Source organism: uncultured Microbacterium sp. (assembly GCF_963524805.1).
GTDB lineage: Bacteria > Actinomycetota > Actinomycetes > Actinomycetales > Microbacteriaceae > Microbacterium.
Genome location: NZ_CAURGG010000001.1, coordinates 72,760 through 89,299, shown reverse-complemented (window position 1 = coordinate 89,299; position 16,540 = coordinate 72,760). Strand labels below are relative to the sequence as shown.

The 16,540-nt window shown below is 68.9% G+C and carries 20 protein-coding genes and 1 tRNA gene; 9 read left to right on the top strand and 12 right to left on the bottom strand.

What is annotated here, in order from left to right; translation table 11 throughout:
• The first annotated feature begins 52 nt into the window (after window positions 1-52).
• Both RWQ91_RS00450 and RWQ91_RS00445 read left to right on the top strand, forming a co-directional pair.
• Window positions 53-484: a MarR family transcriptional regulator gene (locus RWQ91_RS00450; RefSeq protein WP_314501761.1), complete on the top strand. Its 432-nt coding sequence runs from the start codon at window positions 53-55 to the stop codon at window positions 482-484.
• Window positions 481-1,710 (top strand): MFS transporter, encoded by a 1,230-nt coding sequence (locus tag RWQ91_RS00445; RefSeq protein ID WP_314501760.1) that lies wholly within the window; start codon window positions 481-483, stop codon window positions 1,708-1,710. The genes RWQ91_RS00450 and RWQ91_RS00445 overlap by 4 nt, the downstream gene beginning before the upstream one ends.
• Here the strand turns inward: RWQ91_RS00445 and RWQ91_RS00440 are convergent.
• Together RWQ91_RS00440 and RWQ91_RS00435 are read right to left on the bottom strand one after the other, a co-directional pair.
• Window positions 1,707-2,252 (bottom strand): ribonuclease H, encoded by a 546-nt coding sequence (locus tag RWQ91_RS00440; RefSeq protein ID WP_314501757.1) that lies wholly within the window; start codon window positions 2,250-2,252, stop codon window positions 1,707-1,709. The genes RWQ91_RS00445 and RWQ91_RS00440 overlap by 4 nt on opposite strands.
• A tRNA-Lys gene (locus RWQ91_RS00435) sits at window positions 2,252-2,327 on the bottom strand. The genes RWQ91_RS00440 and RWQ91_RS00435 overlap by 1 nt, the downstream gene beginning before the upstream one ends.
• Window positions 2,328-2,495: 168 nt before the next feature.
• Here RWQ91_RS00435 and RWQ91_RS00430 point away from each other — a divergent pair.
• Window positions 2,496-3,269: an inositol monophosphatase family protein gene (locus tag RWQ91_RS00430; protein ID WP_314502882.1), complete on the top strand. Its 774-nt coding sequence runs from the start codon at window positions 2,496-2,498 to the stop codon at window positions 3,267-3,269.
• Window positions 3,266-3,832: a hypothetical protein gene (locus RWQ91_RS00425; RefSeq protein WP_314501756.1), complete on the top strand. Its 567-nt coding sequence runs from the start codon at window positions 3,266-3,268 to the stop codon at window positions 3,830-3,832. Before RWQ91_RS00430 ends, RWQ91_RS00425 begins: the two co-directional genes overlap by 4 nt.
• 7 nt (window positions 3,833-3,839) lie before the next feature.
• Here the strand turns inward: RWQ91_RS00425 and RWQ91_RS00420 are convergent, their stop codons facing one another.
• The 6 genes from RWQ91_RS00420 to RWQ91_RS00395 form a co-directional block, all read right to left on the bottom strand.
• Complete coding sequence (locus RWQ91_RS00420) at window positions 3,840-4,610, bottom strand: anti-sigma factor (protein WP_314501754.1); 771 nt, start codon at window positions 4,608-4,610, stop codon at window positions 3,840-3,842.
• Complete coding sequence (locus RWQ91_RS00415) at window positions 4,597-5,181, bottom strand: sigma-70 family RNA polymerase sigma factor (RefSeq protein ID WP_314501753.1); 585 nt, start codon at window positions 5,179-5,181, stop codon at window positions 4,597-4,599. Before RWQ91_RS00415 ends, RWQ91_RS00420 begins: the two co-directional genes overlap by 14 nt.
• 11 nt (window positions 5,182-5,192) lie before the next feature.
• Window positions 5,193-5,822: a class F sortase gene (locus tag RWQ91_RS00410; protein WP_314501750.1), complete on the bottom strand. Its 630-nt coding sequence runs from the start codon at window positions 5,820-5,822 to the stop codon at window positions 5,193-5,195.
• 30 nt (window positions 5,823-5,852) lie between these two features.
• Window positions 5,853-6,689, bottom strand: a complete 837-nt coding sequence (locus RWQ91_RS00405; protein ID WP_314501748.1) for a DUF4397 domain-containing protein — start codon at window positions 6,687-6,689, stop codon at window positions 5,853-5,855.
• A gap of 85 nt (window positions 6,690-6,774) precedes the next feature.
• On the bottom strand, window positions 6,775-7,872 hold the full coding sequence (locus RWQ91_RS00400) for a DNA glycosylase AlkZ-like family protein (protein WP_314501746.1): 1,098 nt from the start codon (window positions 7,870-7,872) through the stop codon (window positions 6,775-6,777).
• An 18-nt stretch (window positions 7,873-7,890) separates the two neighbouring features.
• Window positions 7,891-8,040: a hypothetical protein gene (locus tag RWQ91_RS00395; protein ID WP_314501744.1), complete on the bottom strand. Its 150-nt coding sequence runs from the start codon at window positions 8,038-8,040 to the stop codon at window positions 7,891-7,893.
• Window positions 8,041-8,186: 146 nt separating this feature from the next.
• Here RWQ91_RS00395 and RWQ91_RS00390 point away from each other — a divergent pair, with 146 nt between their 5' ends.
• Both RWQ91_RS00390 and RWQ91_RS00385 read left to right on the top strand, forming a co-directional pair.
• The gene (locus tag RWQ91_RS00390) at window positions 8,187-8,420 is read left to right on the top strand and encodes a hypothetical protein (RefSeq protein ID WP_314501741.1); all 234 of its coding nucleotides are present in this window, start codon (window positions 8,187-8,189) and stop codon (window positions 8,418-8,420) included.
• Window positions 8,407-9,636, top strand: a complete 1,230-nt coding sequence (locus tag RWQ91_RS00385; RefSeq protein WP_314501739.1) for an FAD-dependent oxidoreductase — start codon at window positions 8,407-8,409, stop codon at window positions 9,634-9,636. Before RWQ91_RS00390 ends, RWQ91_RS00385 begins: the two co-directional genes overlap by 14 nt.
• On the opposite strand, the gene RWQ91_RS00380 is transcribed toward RWQ91_RS00385, so the two are convergent.
• Complete coding sequence (locus RWQ91_RS00380) at window positions 9,633-10,625, bottom strand: zinc-binding dehydrogenase (RefSeq protein ID WP_314501737.1); 993 nt, start codon at window positions 10,623-10,625, stop codon at window positions 9,633-9,635. The genes RWQ91_RS00385 and RWQ91_RS00380 overlap by 4 nt on opposite strands.
• Window positions 10,626-10,750: 125 nt before the next feature.
• On the opposite strand from RWQ91_RS00380, the gene RWQ91_RS00375 reads away from it, so the two are divergent.
• Window positions 10,751-11,398, top strand: a complete 648-nt coding sequence (locus RWQ91_RS00375; RefSeq protein WP_314501734.1) for a hypothetical protein — start codon at window positions 10,751-10,753, stop codon at window positions 11,396-11,398.
• 46 nt (window positions 11,399-11,444) lie between these two features.
• Here the strand turns inward: RWQ91_RS00375 and RWQ91_RS00370 are convergent, their stop codons facing one another.
• From RWQ91_RS00370 to RWQ91_RS00360, 3 genes are all read right to left on the bottom strand, one after another.
• The gene (locus tag RWQ91_RS00370; RefSeq protein ID WP_314501732.1) at window positions 11,445-12,590 is read right to left on the bottom strand and encodes a DUF222 domain-containing protein; all 1,146 of its coding nucleotides are present in this window, start codon (window positions 12,588-12,590) and stop codon (window positions 11,445-11,447) included.
• Between the two features lie 150 nt (window positions 12,591-12,740).
• Entirely contained in the window at window positions 12,741-13,571 is an 831-nt protein-coding gene (locus RWQ91_RS00365) for an alpha/beta hydrolase (RefSeq protein ID WP_314501730.1), read from the bottom strand.
• Window positions 13,572-13,611: 40 nt separating this feature from the next.
• Window positions 13,612-14,397: an SDR family oxidoreductase gene (locus RWQ91_RS00360; protein ID WP_314501728.1), complete on the bottom strand. Its 786-nt coding sequence runs from the start codon at window positions 14,395-14,397 to the stop codon at window positions 13,612-13,614.
• Between the two features lie 105 nt (window positions 14,398-14,502).
• Here RWQ91_RS00360 and RWQ91_RS00355 point away from each other — a divergent pair, with 105 nt between their 5' ends.
• Window positions 14,503-15,105, top strand: coding sequence for a TetR/AcrR family transcriptional regulator (locus tag RWQ91_RS00355; protein WP_314501726.1), 603 nt, complete (start codon window positions 14,503-14,505; stop codon window positions 15,103-15,105).
• A gap of 65 nt (window positions 15,106-15,170) precedes the next feature.
• The gene (locus RWQ91_RS00350) at window positions 15,171-16,499 is read left to right on the top strand and encodes an NAD(P)/FAD-dependent oxidoreductase (RefSeq protein WP_314501724.1); all 1,329 of its coding nucleotides are present in this window, start codon (window positions 15,171-15,173) and stop codon (window positions 16,497-16,499) included.
• The last annotated feature ends 41 nt before the right edge of the window (window positions 16,500-16,540 follow it).

Genomic DNA, 16,540 nt, shown 5'->3' with positions numbered 1-16,540 from the left:
TGTCAAGTCGACTGCGATGCCCATGCACATACCTAAGTTATATACTTGAGGTATGGAGAGATCCGAAGACCTTCAGCGGCTTGTGATCGCCGCTCACGCACTCACCCGCATCGCGGCGCTGGAAACGCGGAACGAAGCGCCTGCGGCGCAGTGGCGCACGCTGACCCTGCTTCGCGAGAACGGCCCGCTGCGTCTCGGTGAGCTTGCCACGCGCAGCCGCGTCAGCCAGCCGGGCATGACCCGGCTCGTCGGTGTGATGGCCGAGTCCGGGCTCGTCGAACGTGTGGCCGATGCCGCTGACTCGCGTGCCACCGTCGTCAGGGCGACCGCCGCCGGGGTGCACGCACTCGAGGCGTGGCTGACTCAGCTGACTGCCGCCCTCGTCCCGCATTTCACCGATCTGGACGACGACGACTGGGCCGCTCTCGGCCGGACGGCCGGCATCCTGGCCCGAAAGACCGGCTCCATGGAGCTCACCCGATGACCGCCGCGCCGACGGACAGCGTGTGGCGGCAGCCGATGCGCGTGTGGGCGGTCGCTTTCGCATGCGTGGTCGCCTTCATGGGCATCGGCCTGGTGGACCCGATCCTCCCGGCGATCGCCGAGCAGTTGCAGGCCAGCCCGGTCGAGACCGAGATGCTGTTCACCAGCTACCTGCTGGTCACCGGTCTGGCGATGCTCGTGACCAGCTTCATCTCGAGCCGCATCGGGGCGAAGGCCACGCTGCTGATCGGTCTGGGGCTCATTCTCGTGTTCGCTCTGCTCTGCGCGCTCAGCGGAAGCGTCGACGCCATCATCGGCTTCCGCGCAGGCTGGGGGCTCGGCAACGCGCTGTTCATCTCGACCGCGCTCGCCACGATCGTGGGAGCCGCGTCCGGCGGCAGCGGCGCGGCGATCGTGCTGTACGAAGCGGCACTGGGGCTGGGCATCGCGATCGGTCCGCTGCTGGGCGGGCTCCTGGGCTCGGTCAGCTGGCGCGGCCCGTTCTTCGGAGTCGCCGTCCTCATGGCCATCGCCTTCATCGGGGTGTCGGTGCTGCTGCGCGGCGGAGAAGACGGGGAGCGCAGGCCCACCCGCCTTTCGGACCCGATCCGCGCGCTCGGCCACCCTGCGCTCGCGCTGCTGGCCGTCGCCGCCCTTTTCTACAACATCGGCTTCTTCGTGCTGCTGGCCTTCTCGCCGTTCCCCCTCGGGTTCTCGGCCCTCGGCATCGGCCTGACGTTCTTCGGGTGGGGGGTCGCCCTCGCCGTCTCGAGCGTGTGGGTCGCTCCCCTGCTGACGCGTCGGATGCCGCGCACGAGCGCACTGCTCCTGGTCCTGCCGCTGCTCGTGCTCGATCTGGTCGCCGCAGGCCTGCTCGTTCAGTCGCCGCCGGCACTTGTGGCGAGCATCGTGGCCGGCGGGTTCCTCCTCGGCATCGTGAACACCGTGCTCACCGAGTCGGTCATGGAGGCGACCGATCTGCCCCGCTCCGTCGCCTCTTCGGCTTACTCGGCGGTCCGCTTCCTCGGCGGTGCTGCCGCTCCCCCGACCGCCGCGCTGCTGTGGCACCTGGCCGGCCCGACCGTGCCCTACCTGTTCGCCGCGGCATCCGTCCTCGTCGCGGTCGTCGTGATCGCGTTCGGGCGCGGGCTGCTCGCAAGCGTGGACCGACGCGACGCGGATGCTTCCGACGAAGCCGTCGCCGTGCTGGTCGGGGATGCCGCCTAGCGCTTGCGCGAAGGCCGGTCCTCACCGGCCTTGGGCGCGTCGACCGTGACGTCGATCGGATCTTGACCGCGCTCGGTCGACCAGATCGCCGCGAGACCGCGATCGCCGTGCTGCGACGCACGCACCGCGCGTTCGTCGGCCCAGCCGTTGAGGCGGTGCCCGGCGTGTCCGCGCACGTGCTCGAAGGTCACATCCGGCAGTCCCGCGGCCCTGCGGGCGTCGCGCGCATCGATGAGCGCCTGCAGGATGTCGACGTTCTTCGTCGGCTCCTTCGCGCTCGTCTTCCACCCGCGGCGCCGGTGCGCGTCCATCCAGTTCTGGTACGTGTTGATCGCGTACATGGAGTCGGCCTGGATGTGCAGGTTCTCCACGTCGGCGTTGTCGCGGATCGCATACAAGACCGCGAGCAGTTCGCCGATGTTGTTGGTCCCGGCTTCGAGCGAACCGGCGGCCCAGCGGCCGTCCTCGCCGACCCAGGCCCAGCCGGCAGGGCCGGGATTGCGCATGCACGCGCCGTCGGTCGCGACGGTATAGGTGCTCATGGTGCACCCCCTGGGACTTGAACCCAGAACCCACTGATTAAGAGTCAGTTGCTCTGCCGATTGAGCTAGAGGTGCGTGCCCGCCGCATGGCGAACCGAGGGTAAACGTTACCATCACGATCGCGTGACCCGGAAATCGAGCCAGGACCTCGCGGTTAGGCTGGAGAACGTGAACTCCCCCCCGCTGCCGGTATCCTTCCGAGCGCCCTTCGAGGGCGATCTGCACGCCGATCTGGCGCTGGCGATGCGCCTCGCGGATGCCGCGGACGCAGCATCCATGGATCGCTTCGACGCAGCGGACCTGGAGGTCCAGCTGAAGCCGGACGCCACTCACGTGACCGAGGCCGATCTGGCGACCGAGCGGGCGATCCGCGCGATCCTCGAGGCCGAGCGTCCCGATGACGGCGTGTTCGGCGAGGAGTTCGGCGTCACCGGGTCGACGCACCGCCAGTGGATCATCGACCCGATCGACGGCACGGCGAACTACCTGAAGGGCATCCCGATGTGGACGACCCTGATCGCCCTGTCGATCGACGGCGTCCCGCGGGTGGGCGTTGCCAGCCAGCCGGCGCTCGGCCGGCGCTGGTGGGCTGCGAGCGGCCTCGGCGCCTGGACCAACACCCTTGACGGTTCACCCGCCCGGTTGGCCGTGTCGAGCGTCGACGCGATCGAGGAAGCGAGCGCGAGCTTCCAGAGCATCCGCCAGTGGGACGAGGTGGGACAGATGGACGCCCTGCTGCGACTCTCGCGTGCGGTGTGGCGCGACCGCGGGTACGGCGACACCTGGCCCTACATGCTGCTCGCCGAGGGCCGGCTGGAATTCGTCGCCGAGTTCGGCGTCAAGGAGTACGACATCGCGGCGCTCGTGCCGATCATCACCGAAGCCGGCGGGCAGTTCACCTCGTTCGAGGGGAACGATTCGCTCTCCGAACGCTCCTCGGTCGCCACGAACGGGCGGCTGCACGCGGCCTTCCTCGCGCTCCTGCACGCCCCCGGAGCATCGGAGTCCGCACGATGACCCGGACGCCGTCCCTGTTCGCCGCCGTCCTCGTTCTGACCGGCACTCTGCTGGCGAGCACCGCGTGCGCCGGAGCACCCTCCGGATCGGACGCGGCTCAGACGCCGACTCCGCTGGCCACTTCCCCGACCCCGACCGCGTCGCCGACGCAGTCCACCGCGCCCGCCGGCGACCCCACGTGCGAGACGATCATCCCCGCCACGACGGTCGCCGACTTCGAGAGCGTCGGCTGGACCGCGCGGGCGGAGACGTTCCGCATCGGCGAGCTGGAGATCCCCGAAGGCGTCCAATGCGTGTGGGGCGACTTCACGACGGCCACCGATCACGTGCAGATCTACGGATGGGCGCCCATCACGGCGGAGGACGCCGTGGACGCGCAGAACGCCCTCGTGGCCCAGGGATGGCGCCGCGAAGAGACGCCCGAGGGGCTCATCGTCACCGAGAGCGCGGACACCACGGTCGCGACCGACGACGAGGGCTACGGCCTGACTTATCTCTTCGGCGACGGCTGGGTCAAGTACGCCGATACCAAGCAGGGACTGCTGCTGGTCACCTGGAGCTGAGCCCGCGTCAGCTGAAGCTCAGCTCTCCTCGGACGATCGAGTCTCCCGAGTGGGTGGGGTCACCGTCGACGGGCTCCTGCGAGACATCCACCAGCACATAGTCGCGCAGGTCCACATCGGCCGGGATGGCGAAGGTCTGATCCTTGCCGTCCAGCACGCCCAGGCTCACGAGCGCCGACGCGTCGGCCGTGATGAGCCACACCTCCCGGAAGGTATCGGGAGCGGCATCGGCGTTCAGCTGCACGCGCACCGCCTTCGTGCCGTCCGGCCGCTCTTCGACGACCGCGGTGCCCGCGGCGCTGGGATGGTCCGGGAACGGCGCGAGGGTCGCCTCGGCGACTTCGGTCAGTGCCGCGCGCTGAGTGACGGCCCAGACGCCGAGCCCGACGCCCGCGACCAGGACCAGGGATGCCGCAAGCGCCCAGATTCCTCGCATGACGCGGCGGCGCGGGGCGGCGGCATCCACCACCGAGACCGGCTCGGCCTCGCGCCGCTCAGTCAGAGTGTCCGCCTCGCCGACGATGAGCGGCGCGGCCTCGGGTTCCCGTGTCTTCGTTCCGAGCGAGAGCTCCTCGGCGATGCGCGACCATACCGAATCCGGCGGCGCTTCGAGTTCTCCGACGTCGATGCTGGCGCGGCCGGCGATGGCGACGTGACGGAGCGCTGCGAGGTCATCGACGCACACGGCGCAGTCGGCCAGGTGCTCGGATTCCTCGGGTGTCGCGACGGGCTCCCCCATCGCGAACAGGGCGAGCCGCTCCGGATCAATGTGCGGCATGGGTCACCTCCAATCGGGTGCGCATTCGTTCCAGGCTCCTGCGGATATGGCTCTTGACGGTGCCCAGCGGCATGTCGAGCCTTCGTGAGATCTCCTGATGCGTGAGGTCGTCGAAGAAGGCCATCCTCATGACCTTCCGGGCATCGGGCTCGAGGCGTTCGATCTCCTGCGCGACCAACAGCGTCTCGCCCAGATCGACGTCTTCGGTCATCAGGTCTTCGGGCCGGGTCACGCGCTGCAGCTGCTCGTGCAGCGCCCGGATGCGGGTGCGAGCCTCATGCGTGTCCGCGATGCGGCGCTTGGCGATGGCGACGAGCCACGTCGACAGGCGCGCCCGCGACGGATCGAAGGACGCGCGCGATGTCCAGGCCGACACGAAGGTCTTCTGCGTCACGTCCTCGGCGTCGGTGCGGTCGCCCAGCGACCTCAGTGCGAGCGTGAAGACGACCGGCGACCAGCGCCGGTAGACGTGCTCGAGTGCTCGCTCGTCGCCCGCGATGAAACGCGCGTCCCACGCGGATTCGGCATCGCGCTGCTGCGTTGCATCCGCGTCCTCCTCCCCTGTGCTCACGTTCTGGTCTCCTAGGTGGTCGGGGCGGCTACGAGGACGACATTGTCGTCGTAGTGGCCGGTCGTCTCGTCGAAGTTCCCCCCGCAGGTGATCAGGACGAGTGCCCTGGTGCCCGCGCGGGCGAAGAGGGCGTCGGTCGGCAGTTCCTGCTTCGGATAGTACGTCACCGACATGACCGAGTAGGTGGCGGTCGCTCCGTCGGCTCCGGTCACGGACACCTCCGCTCCGGCGGGCGCATCGCGCAACGACGCGAAGGGGCCGATCGGGTAGTCGGGCGCGTCGATGTGCGCGGCGATGACCGTGTTGCCGTCGGGGCTCCACGGGTCGGGGCCGAATCGATACCATCCCGCGATAGCGGGATCGGGCGGCAACTCCATGAAACCGCTCGATTCGACCCCGACCGGGACCACCTCCATGTCGACTCCGATCGCCGCCAGTTGCACCCGCACGGGGGGAACGGCCGCGCGACTGGGCTGGAGCGCCCCGTCGACGATGGGGACGTCGGGGGTCGGCGCAGCCGGCGCAGTCGGTGTCGGAGTCGAAGAGGTGGTGGGAGCGCCCGCCCCGCTGGGGGACGGGACGGGCGCGCAGGCCGAGAGAGCCAGCACGAGCACCAACGGCGCGATGAGTCGTCGGTACACGTGTGGCTCTCTCGGCTTCAGGGGGTCGGGTCAGGACTCGATCTTCGCCCCGCGGCCACGACGGGCCACGACGACGCCGACGGATGCCGCAGCGAGCAGAGCCGCGATTCCGACGATCCACGTGGCCTGCATCATCGCGTCGCGCTCGGCGGCGTAGCCGGCGGTACCCGACGGCACGCCGCCCGGGTTGGTGTGACCGACAGTGATCTCCTGAGCGGCCAGCGCCAGCGTGCCGTCCTCGAGGCTGCCCCACGCGTACGCGATCGACAGGACGCCGTCCTTGACGGCGACGTCTGCAGGGCCGAGCACGACAGGCTCGGTGGTTCCCGCCGCGGTGACGGATGCCGAGATCGTGCCGACCGGAAGCGCGGTCGTGCCCTCAGCGCCGTTGACGACGTTCGAGAAGGCGACGGCGCCATTGGCGAGGATGTCCACAGCGGGTGCGGCCGCGGTGTGGCGCACCGTCACGCGGCCTTCGCCGGCGTTGGTGGTCGCGACGTCGTTCGTGAACAGCTTGGCGGTGGGATTGCCGTCCGCGTCCAGGAACGCGGCGGCGGTATAGCTCTTGCCCGCTTCGAGCGTCAGGGTGATCGGCCCGAGCACCGGAGCGCTGTCGTCGGTCGCGTCCGCGGCCGTCAGTGCCACCTCGTAGTCTCCGGCGGGCAGGTCGAGCGGACCGGCGAAGGTGCCGGGCTGGAAGTCATCCAGAGTCAGCGCTCCGTCGACGTAGACATCCACCGGCGTCGCCGGAATGCCGTGGAACACGTAAAGATCGGCCGTGGTGGCCGAGATCGCCGAGGCAGGGGCCACGAAGCCCGCCGCGAGGGCGAATCCGGCAACGATGCCGGCTGCGATTGTCTTGCGCACGATGTCCTCCTTGAGGGGCGGCCTTTTCCGCCCTGCAGGGAGTACTTCCCGGGCGCACCCCGTTTTGGATGCAGCCGAATGGGATTTACTTCCCTGCCCACCGCTCCCCGGCCACACGCACGCCCAGCCATTCGCCGAGTTCTGCGATCTCGGCCTGCACCATCTCCTGCTCCTCAGGCTCGAACGGCAGGAACTCGTGCACGGCCCTGACCTGGAGGACTTCCCGCTCCCGATCCACTTCGGCATCCAGCATCCCGACGAAGCGGTCCCCCATCAGGATCGGATGGGCGAAGAAGCCGTACACGCGTTGCGGCTTGGGCTTGAACTGCTCCAGGACGTAGCTGAACTCGAACAGCTGCTCCAGGCGCGGCCGGTCGAACAGCATTCCGTCATAGGGGTTGAGGAACGCGACGCGCCCGCCGGCGTCTCCGCCCTCCTCGAGGGCATCCAGCGCGTCGGGGTCGACGCGATACTTCCACGAGCTGCCCTCGACGACCGCCGGCTCGCCGGCCTGACCGGTCGGCGTCCACGGCGATCGCTGCTTGGCGAGACCCGCGGCCTGCAGGCGGCGTTCGTCCAGCAGGCGCGCGGCCTCCTCGTCGTCGAAGACGGCCAGATCGGCGGGGTACACGCGCTCGGCCAGATCCCACCGCTTGTGCCGTCCCTCGCGCCCGACGATCGCGACCCGGCCTTGCCGCAGAAGGCAATCCAGCATCGTCGGCACCTGATTGGAGCCGCTCCAGCCATCGGGTGGCCGGCTCACCTGCGCGGTGTCGGGAATCTCCGACGCCAGAAGCGGTCCCTCGGCCCGAAGGCGCGCGAGCACGTCAGCCTGGAACTTCGCGTTCGCGTCGAGCCACTGGCGAGTGCTCTCGCGTCGCGGCCATCGACGCATCGCCGGAAGCATCAAAGGCAGCAGACTGACCGGACGGAAGGCGCCGTCGAATTCGAAGAGCAGCCGGTCGGATTCCACGGCCTTCCTCAGCTGCCCGGGTTCGTACGACCACCCGATGCGCGACCACAGCACCGTGTGCTCGCACGGCGCGATCGTCGCGGTCGGATCGATCTTGATGTAGCCGAGCTGCTCGGCGACCTCGACGACGTCTCCCGGGCGGTCGGCGTCCAGCAGCTGCGCCCGCACCGCGATCCGGCGCGCCTGATCCCTCGTGAGGTGGTGTGTCACGCCCCCGAGGGTACCCACTCAGGCGGGCGGTGCCTCGGGGTCGAGGGATTTGAGCATGTCCTCTTCGACCTCGTTTTCCGCGTCCAGCTGGTCCTCGGTCGTCTGATCGCCCCCGATCGGGGAGTCGCCGAACTCGGCGGGCTGCTCGTCACGTCGCTGATCGCTCATGTCTCCACGCTACGCGCACCTGCGCACCCCCGGTCCGCTGCGCCATGCATGCCGTCCCGATGCGGTCAACCCGGTGCGGCGATCGAGGGATCGGCCGCAGAGTGGGACGACCCGATGCGAACCGATGGCACAGAGCGGAGACGACCATGCAGGACCCGAAGAAGCAGGCGGCCGAAAGAGTGGCGAGAGAAACTGAGCACGCGCAGGGTTCGGTGCCTGCCGGGGGTGCGGGATCGGACTCCGGCGCTGTGGACTCGGTCGCCATCGAGCCCGGCGATGACGCACCCATTCAGAACATCTCGACGATGAACGACATCCCCGGGGTCGGAACGCGCAACGCGGAGGGCGGAATGGAGCGCGGTGACGGTGACAAGCGCTGAGGGCGTGGTGCTGACCGAAGGGCAGCACCAGTATTACCGGATCGTCGTCGTCGGCGGCGGCAACGGCGGTCTGTCCGTTGCCGGGCGCCTTCGACGTCAGGGCGTGAAGGACATCGCGGTGGTCGAGCCGCGCACCACCCACCTGTACAAGCCGCTGTTCTCGCACGTCGCGGGCGGGACCGCCCCCGGCAGCATGACGGTGCGCCCCCAGGGCTCGGTCATGCCCAAGGGCGTGAAGTGGGTACGGGATGCCGTCACCTCGATCGAACCGGAGTCGCGCACGCTCATGCTCGACGGCGGCGGCCGGCTCACGTACGAGCACGTGATCGTCGCGGCCGGCATCCAGCACGACTGGGACGCCGTGCCGGGACTGGCCGACGCGGTCCGGGCGCCGTCCGGCGGCTCGCACTACGAGATCGACCTGGCCGTGAAGACCTCGGCGCTCCTGCGCGACCTGCGCTCGGGAACTGTCATCTTCTCGCAGCCGCCCGGACCGGCATCCTGTGCGGGAGCCGCGCAGAAGCCCATGTACCTCGCCTGCGATTTCTGGCAGAAGACCGGGGTGCTGAGCGACATCCACGTGATCATGCTCGTGCCGGACGCCACGATCTTCGGCATCCCCGAGATAGACCGGGAGCTGAACCGCAAGATCGCGGCGTACGGCATCGACCTGCGGACCCGCGCGGAGATCACCGCTGTGGATGCCGAGGCGCGCACGGTGACCGTCCGCCAGGGCCAGCCGCAACTGCCCGAGGAGCTGAGCTACGACGTCCTGAACGTCGAGCCGCCGCAGTCGGCTCCCGACTGGCTCTCGAACCTCGCAGCGCCGGGCGAGGACGGCGGGTTCGTCGACGTCGATCCGCAGACCCTGCGGCACAGGCGTCACCCGAACGTGTGGGCGCTGGGTGATGCGGCGGCCACGGCGAACTCGAAGTCGGGCGGCGCGCTGCGCAAGCAGACGCTCGCACTGGCGCGCAACCTGCAGGCCGTGCTCGAGGGAAAGGCGCCCACAGAGCTCTACGACGGGTATTCGGTGTGTCCGTTCACGGTTTCGCGCGGCACAGTCGTGTTCGCGGAGTTCGACGATCAGTACCGCCTGAAACCGACGATCCCGTTCTGGAAAGGATTGGCGAGAGAGCGGCGTCTGACCTGGATCTTCGACCGCCACATCCTGCCCTGGGTGTACTGGCACATGATCCTGAAAGGCCGGGCTTAGCTGCTCGAACCCGAGAAGCGCAGCAGCACCTTCCCCTCCCTGCCCGGCTTCGAACTGGTACCCGCGGCCGTGCGGGCTTCGTCGTACGGGAAGACCGCCTCGACGGGCAGCCGCACTTCCCCGCTCGCCACGCGCTGCACGAGCTCGCCGAACAGGGCTCGGCGCTTGGCGGCGTCCATGGTCCTGCTGACGGTGCTGCCCCAGAATCCCTTCACGGTCGCCTGCTTGAAGATGAGATCACCCGACGACAGCTGCAGCAGGCCGGAGTCCATGGCGCCGAAGACGACGAGAGTGCCGCCTTCTCCCAGCAGCGAGAGCACCTTGCCGGCGGACGATCCGCCGACGGAATCCACGCCGGCGCGCGGTGCGGCACCCTGGAGGATCTCCGCGGCCCTCTCCCGCCAATCGGCGGCCGTCGTCGAGACGACATCGCGGATGCCGACGGCCGCGAGCTCGTCCACGCCGGCGTCACGCCGCACGAGTCCGAGCACGCGGATGCCGCGGGCCGCCGCGAACTGCGCGAGCAGCCGGCCCACGGCGCCGTTCGCCGTGTTCTGCACGATCCAGTCCCCGGGTGACAGGTCGAGCGAATCCAGCAGGCTGAGGGCGCTGAACGGCATCGAGATCAACTGAGCGGCCGTCTCGTCGCTCACGCCTTCGGGCACCGGGATGAGGCCACCCGCCTGGGTGACGAAATACTCCGCCCAGACTCCGAAGGTGCCGCCGGTGGCGACCCGCTGCCCCACCCGGAGGCCGTCGACACCCGTGCCGAGAGCGTCGATCACGCCCACGGCCTCGGTGCCGGTGGCCGCGGGGAGCTCGGGCTTGAAGCCGTACACACCGCGGATCGTGGCGATGTCGTGGTTGTGGATGGGCGAGAGGATCGTGCGCACGCGCGCCTCGCCCGGTGCGGGTTCGGGCAACGGTCGCTCTGCCACCTCCAGCACATCAGTCGGTTCGCCGAAGGTCGACTGGATGATTGCGCGCATGAGTGATCCTCCTCGAGAAGTACGCCGCCTCGTGAGACGAGCCTTCTGAAGGCTAGACCCCGGGTCTGTGCGATCAGCCAGGCAGCTTCAGGCTGGCTTCAGCGGTGCGTTGACACGATCGGTGCATGACTGAGAACAGCACTCCCGCAGAGATGACCCCCGCAACCACGCCCGCCGCCGATTCCCGCCCGAGCGCCGAATCCACTCCGGCGGAGGAACGAACCGTCGCTCGCCGCGGTCCGCTCACGCGCACCCTTCTGATCGCCGGAGGATTCGTGCTGGCCGCCGCCGTCCTCGCCGGCGGAGGCATCGCGGTCGGCGCCGCGATCGCTGACGAGGGAGATGACGACGACGCGGCCGAGACCACGTCGTCGGTCTCGCCGGACCGCGGCACCGACTCCGCCGCGGAACTCTCGGAGATCGTGGCGGCCGCCGGGGTGGTAGCCGACGGGCAGGCGGTCGCTGTCGAGGCGAACACCGACGGCAGCTGGAATGTGGAGTTCGAAACGAATGCCGCCGATGAGACCGAGGTGCGGGTCGGCTCGGACGGGTCCGCCGAGGTCGTCTCGACGATGCCGCCGATCCGGACGACACGGCGCCGCAGCACGTCCTGGATGCCGACACCCTCGACGCGCTCGTCTCCGCGGCGATGGCCGAGGTCGATGGTCGCATCGTCGACATCGAGATCGATGGGGACGCCGCCTCGCCCTTCGACGTGTCAGTCGTGCAGTCGAACGGTCGCCTGCTCGACCTGGAGCTCGACGCGGACCTGAAGGTCATCTCGATCACACCGGTGTGACGGTCAGAACGGCCTCATCGTCAGAACGGCGCCGAATCATCCGGACCCCGGGGACCTGACACCGTGAACACCGGTACCCGCCGCTCGGGCTCCACCACGTACGTTCTACCGGCCGGCGACGTCCACTCCACGGCGCCACCGGTGCCGGGCAGCTGTCTGAGCCGCCAGCCGCCATGGTGTTTGACCTTATGGTGACCTCGGCAGATCGGCGCGAGGTTCTCGAGCCCGGTTTCCCCACCGTGCTCCCAGGCGACCGTGTGGTCCACTTCGCAACGGGACGCCGGCACCCCGCACCCCGGGGCGATGCATCGATCCGCCCGCCACTTCACCAGGCGGCGCAGTGCAGCCGGAGGTGTGTACTGCGTCCGTCCGACGGAGAGGACGATACCGGTCTCGGGGTGTGTGAGCACTCGCATCCACGTCGCGTCTCCTCCGCACAGCTCGCGCGCGCGGCCGACGGGGATCGGCCCCAGCCCCTCCACCGCAGCCGGACCCTGACTCACCAGCGACTCGTCGTCCTGCTCGAGGAGGGCGATCGCAGGCACCGTCACCACGACGTTCGCCCGGATGCCGCGAGCCTCGCTCGGATGAGCAGCCGTCGTGCCTTCGATCAGCAGGTCGGCCGCCACATCGGCCCGGATCTGGTCGAGCGTCCGGGTCTCCCCGTCTTGACCGGCGATGACCTTCGCGATCGCGGTCACGCGGCCGAAGGCTGCATGTGCTTCGACCAAGGGTCCGTAGACGTGGGTCCACCCCATACCGTCCGCGGCCGGCTCGACATGGATCCTTCGGTGCTGAAGCGCCGCCTCATGCCGCTGCGCAAGGGTGACGACGCGAGCTTCGGCGATGAGGCTTCGCAGGGATCTGCGGAACTGCCCGACCGGCTGCTGAGCGGCGAGTTCGAGGGCACGCTCGAATACGGTGCCGCGCAGGTCGGGCTCCAGCTCATCGAGACCACCGGCCAGGATCTCCGCGTGCTGCTCGGTGATCGCCGCCTCCTGCAGCGCGCTCAATGCCTGGGGGTAGCGGTGCACCAACGCCTCGGCCAGGACGATCAGCGTTTCGGCTGAGTGCTCGGAGATCCGCATCGCGGCGGCGAGTTCGAGTCGCAGACCGCGGAGCACCACGTCGGTGAACCGCGCGCCCGCCACCTCGGCGTCCGCCAAGTACTCGGCGCATCAGATCGATCTGCTGGAGTCGATCGGCAGCCCACATCGCCATCGTCGCACCGAGATCGAGAACCACGTCCAGCGTGCTGGACCGGAACGACTCCAGCGGCTCTGCTTCCCCGATCATGCCTCGAGTGTAGAACGTACCTACGACACTGCCGAGGCGGTCATCTCCTGCTCGCGCTGCCGGATCCAGTCCACGGCGAGCGCAGCGACATCCGTCCAGCCGGCATCCATCGTCAGGGAATGACCGCGACCGTCGACCGTGGTGAAGTCCGTGCGCGACGAATTGTCGGCGTAGAGCTTGACGACCGCCTCGGTGACCTTCAGTGGGACGACGTGGTCATCGGTGCCGGATACCAGCAGGAGCGGACCGCGCACTGCGTCATGTGTGTCCACCGCGGCGGGCGAGTTGCGAACGAAAGCGGCAGTCGCGTCTTCGAACAGCGGGCGGCCGGGACCGGGGATGGTCCACTTCTCGAACAGCGCATCCGATTCCTCGGGCGTCAGCATGTTGCCGAAGCTGTAGCGGAACTGATCCCGGGTGAGGGCGACGGTCCGCTTCTTGTTCGCCGGATTCCCGAGCACGGGCAATCCCGAGCGCAACTGAGAGAAGGGCAGGATCTTCACGCCCTTCACCGGCGCCGGATCGATCGCCACCGCTGCCGTCGCATACCCGTTGGCCAGCAGTTCCTGCGCGATGAGTCCGCCGAACGAGTGCCCGACCACGATCGGCTTGACCGGCATCCCATCGATGATGTCCGCGTAGTGGCGGCAGATCAGGCTGATCCCGACATCGTTGAGCGTCTCCGGATTCTCGCGCGTCGACTCGACGCTGTCGCCGTCACCCGGCCACCCCGGGGCGGAGGTCTCGTACCCGAGCTCCTGGAAATGGTCCTGCCAGTCGCGCCAGGCACTGGCGTGGATCCAGAGACCATGGATGAACAGGATCGGATACGGGCGCTTCTGGTCGGGCATGTCGAACTCCTCTTATGGATGGGATGCGGCGTATGAGTCGTCAGATGGTGTCGATGAGCCCGCCGTCGATGCGGAAGTCGGCGCCGGTGATGTTGGAGAACCTGTCGCTGGACAGCACGAGGACGAGGTCCGCGACCTCCTCGGGGCGAGTGAAACGTCCCGTGACGGATGCCGAAGCCGCCGCCGCCGCGACCTCCTCCGGCGTGCCTCCGCTCGCGTGCGACACGGCTTGCGCCACCCCGTGCTCGCCGAGCCACAGCGACGTGGCGACGGGGCCCGGACTGATCGTGTTGACCCGGATGCCGGACCGCCCGAGCTCCTTGGACAGCGACTTGCTGAAGTTGAGCAGGGCCGCCTTCGCAGCCGAATAGTCCACCACGAGCGGATCCGGAAGCCACGCATTCACCGAGGCGATCGTGACGACGCTGCCGCCGCCCCGAGCGCTCATCGCGGGAACGGCAGCCCGGATGGTGCGCACGGCTGCCATCAGGGTCAGGTTGACGGTGCGCTCCCACTCCCCGTCCGTCACACTCGCCACCCCCTCGGGCCGCGGAGCGACCGCGCCCACGTTGTTGACGAGGATGTCGATCCCGCTCGCGGCGGTGGCGTGCCGCACCAACTCCTCCGGACCGCCGGGTGTCGCAAGATCCACGGCGACGAACTCCGCGGCACCGCGGGCGACGAGCTGCTCCAGTTCGGCACTCATCGAGCGGGCGCCGGCGATGACGTGCGCTCCCTCGAGAATCAGGCCGGCGACCACCGCCAGTCCGATGCCTTTGCTCGCGCCCGTGACGATCGCGGTCTTGCCCGAAAGCTGAAGGTCCATGCGATGTCCTGTCATCGAGCGAGCGCGAGGAAGAAGGTAGACGGATCGGTCTATCTCATTTGTGTGTGAGTATGGCGTGGGAGCGATGAAAGGGCAAGCGAAATCATGAACTCCGCTGTTGACGCTGAGGAGGCACGGACAACGGTCCCCCGCGGGTCCTCGGCAGCGCGCGAGCGCATCCTCACCACTGCCACGGAGCTGTTCATCTCGACCGGCATCCGCGCGGTGGGCGTCGACCGCCTGATCGCGGAATCGACCGTCGCCCGAGCCACCTTCTTCCGTCACTTTCCGAGCAAGGACGACTTGGTCGTCGCGTTCCTCGAAGCACGTGCGGCGGAGGCGCGCAGCGAACTCAGCGCCATCCGGAGCGGTCCGGACGGCGCGCGCGCACTGCTGGCCGAGATCGCCGCGGGCGCGAAGATGGGCGTGGACTCGCCGGACTTCCGAGGCTGCGAATACATCAACACCGCTGCCGAGTACTGCGACCCGCAGCACATCGTTCGGGCCGTGGTCGACCGGCACCGCGCGTGGGTGCGCGACAGCATGGCCGACGCGCTCGCCGAGCTCGGTCACCCGACGCCCTTCGCCACGGCGGAGGTGCTGTTCACCATGCGCACCGGCGCGATCGTCGCTTCGTCGCTCGAGGGCTTCCGCGATGCCGACGGCGCCTTCGAGCGCGCCTGGTGGGCACTGGTCGATCAGCGCTGAGGACGTGGACCGGTCGGGTTGGTAGCGTCGTCGGACACGCACGCAACGCCGGCGAAAGGCCATCGATGGAGCACTTCGAGACGATCGTGGTCGGCGCCGGAATCTCGGGTCTGACCGCAGCCCGCCTGCTGGCCGCTGCGGGCCGAGACGTCATCGTGCTGGAGGCGCGCGACCGCGTGGGCGGCCGCGTCGTCACCGACCGCCGCTACGGCCTCGCCACCGACCTCGGCGCATCGTGGATCCACGGCATCACCGACTCCCCCGTCGCCGCTGCGGCAACGGCATTCGGAATGCCGATGGTCGAGTTCACCGTCGGCGGCTACCAGCCGGAGGGCCGCCCGATCGCCTATTACGGACCGGACGGGCAACGACTCTCGGATGCCGCAGTCCGAAGCTACGTCGCAGACATCCGCGCCGTCGACGGGACTCTGCGCGAAGTGATCGCCCACTCGGCGCCCGACGCGTCGTACCGCGATGTCACGGACGAGGCGATCAGGATGCAGGGCTGGGAGGGCGACCGCGCGCAGCGGGTCCGCGAATATCTGGAGCACCGCTCGGAGGAGCAGTACGGTGCGTGGATCGCCGACCTGGCGGCACACGGGCTGGACGACGACTCCATCGACGGTGACGAGGTGGTCTTCCCCGAGGGATACGACCGCTTGGCCTCGCACCTCGCGGAGGGGTTGAACGTCCGCCTGACCCACGTCGTCGAGGAGGTGCGGTGGTCGAGCGACGGCGTCACGGTGACCACCGACTTCGGCACCGTCACCGCCGATGACGTGGTCGTCACGGTGCCGGTCGGCGTATTGCACTCCGCAGATTTCGTGATCGATCCGCCGCTGCCGGAACCCGTAGCCGACGCACTGAGCCGACTGCGGATGAACGCCTTCGAGAAGGTCTTTCTGCGGTTCCCGGTGAAGTTCTGGGACGACGATGTCTACGTCATCCGCCAGCAGGGTCCCGACGCCGTCTGGTGGCACTCGTGGTACGACCTCACCGCGCTGCACGGCACCCCGACGCTGCTGACCTTCGCCGCCGGTCCCGCGGCTCAGGAGACGCGCGATTGGAGCGAGGAGGCGATCGTGGAGTCCGTCCTCTCGCAGTTGCGCCGCCTGTACGGCGACCTGGTCGGCAAGCCCTCGCACGTGCACGTCACCGACTGGCAGGACGACCCCTTCGCCCACGGATCGTACGCGTACATGACGGTGGGCTCGACCACCGGCGACCACGACCTGCTCGCGACGCCGGTGGGCGGCGTCCTGCACCTGGCGGGCGAGGCGACCTGGACCGACGATCCAGCGACCGTCACGGCGGCGATGTACTCGGGGCATCGCGCGGCGCAGAACATCCTCGGACGCGAGATCCCCATCGAAACGGCATGGTCGGACTCCTGAGCGGACCGCACGGGATGATGGAGGTTCGTCCCGCGCAATAG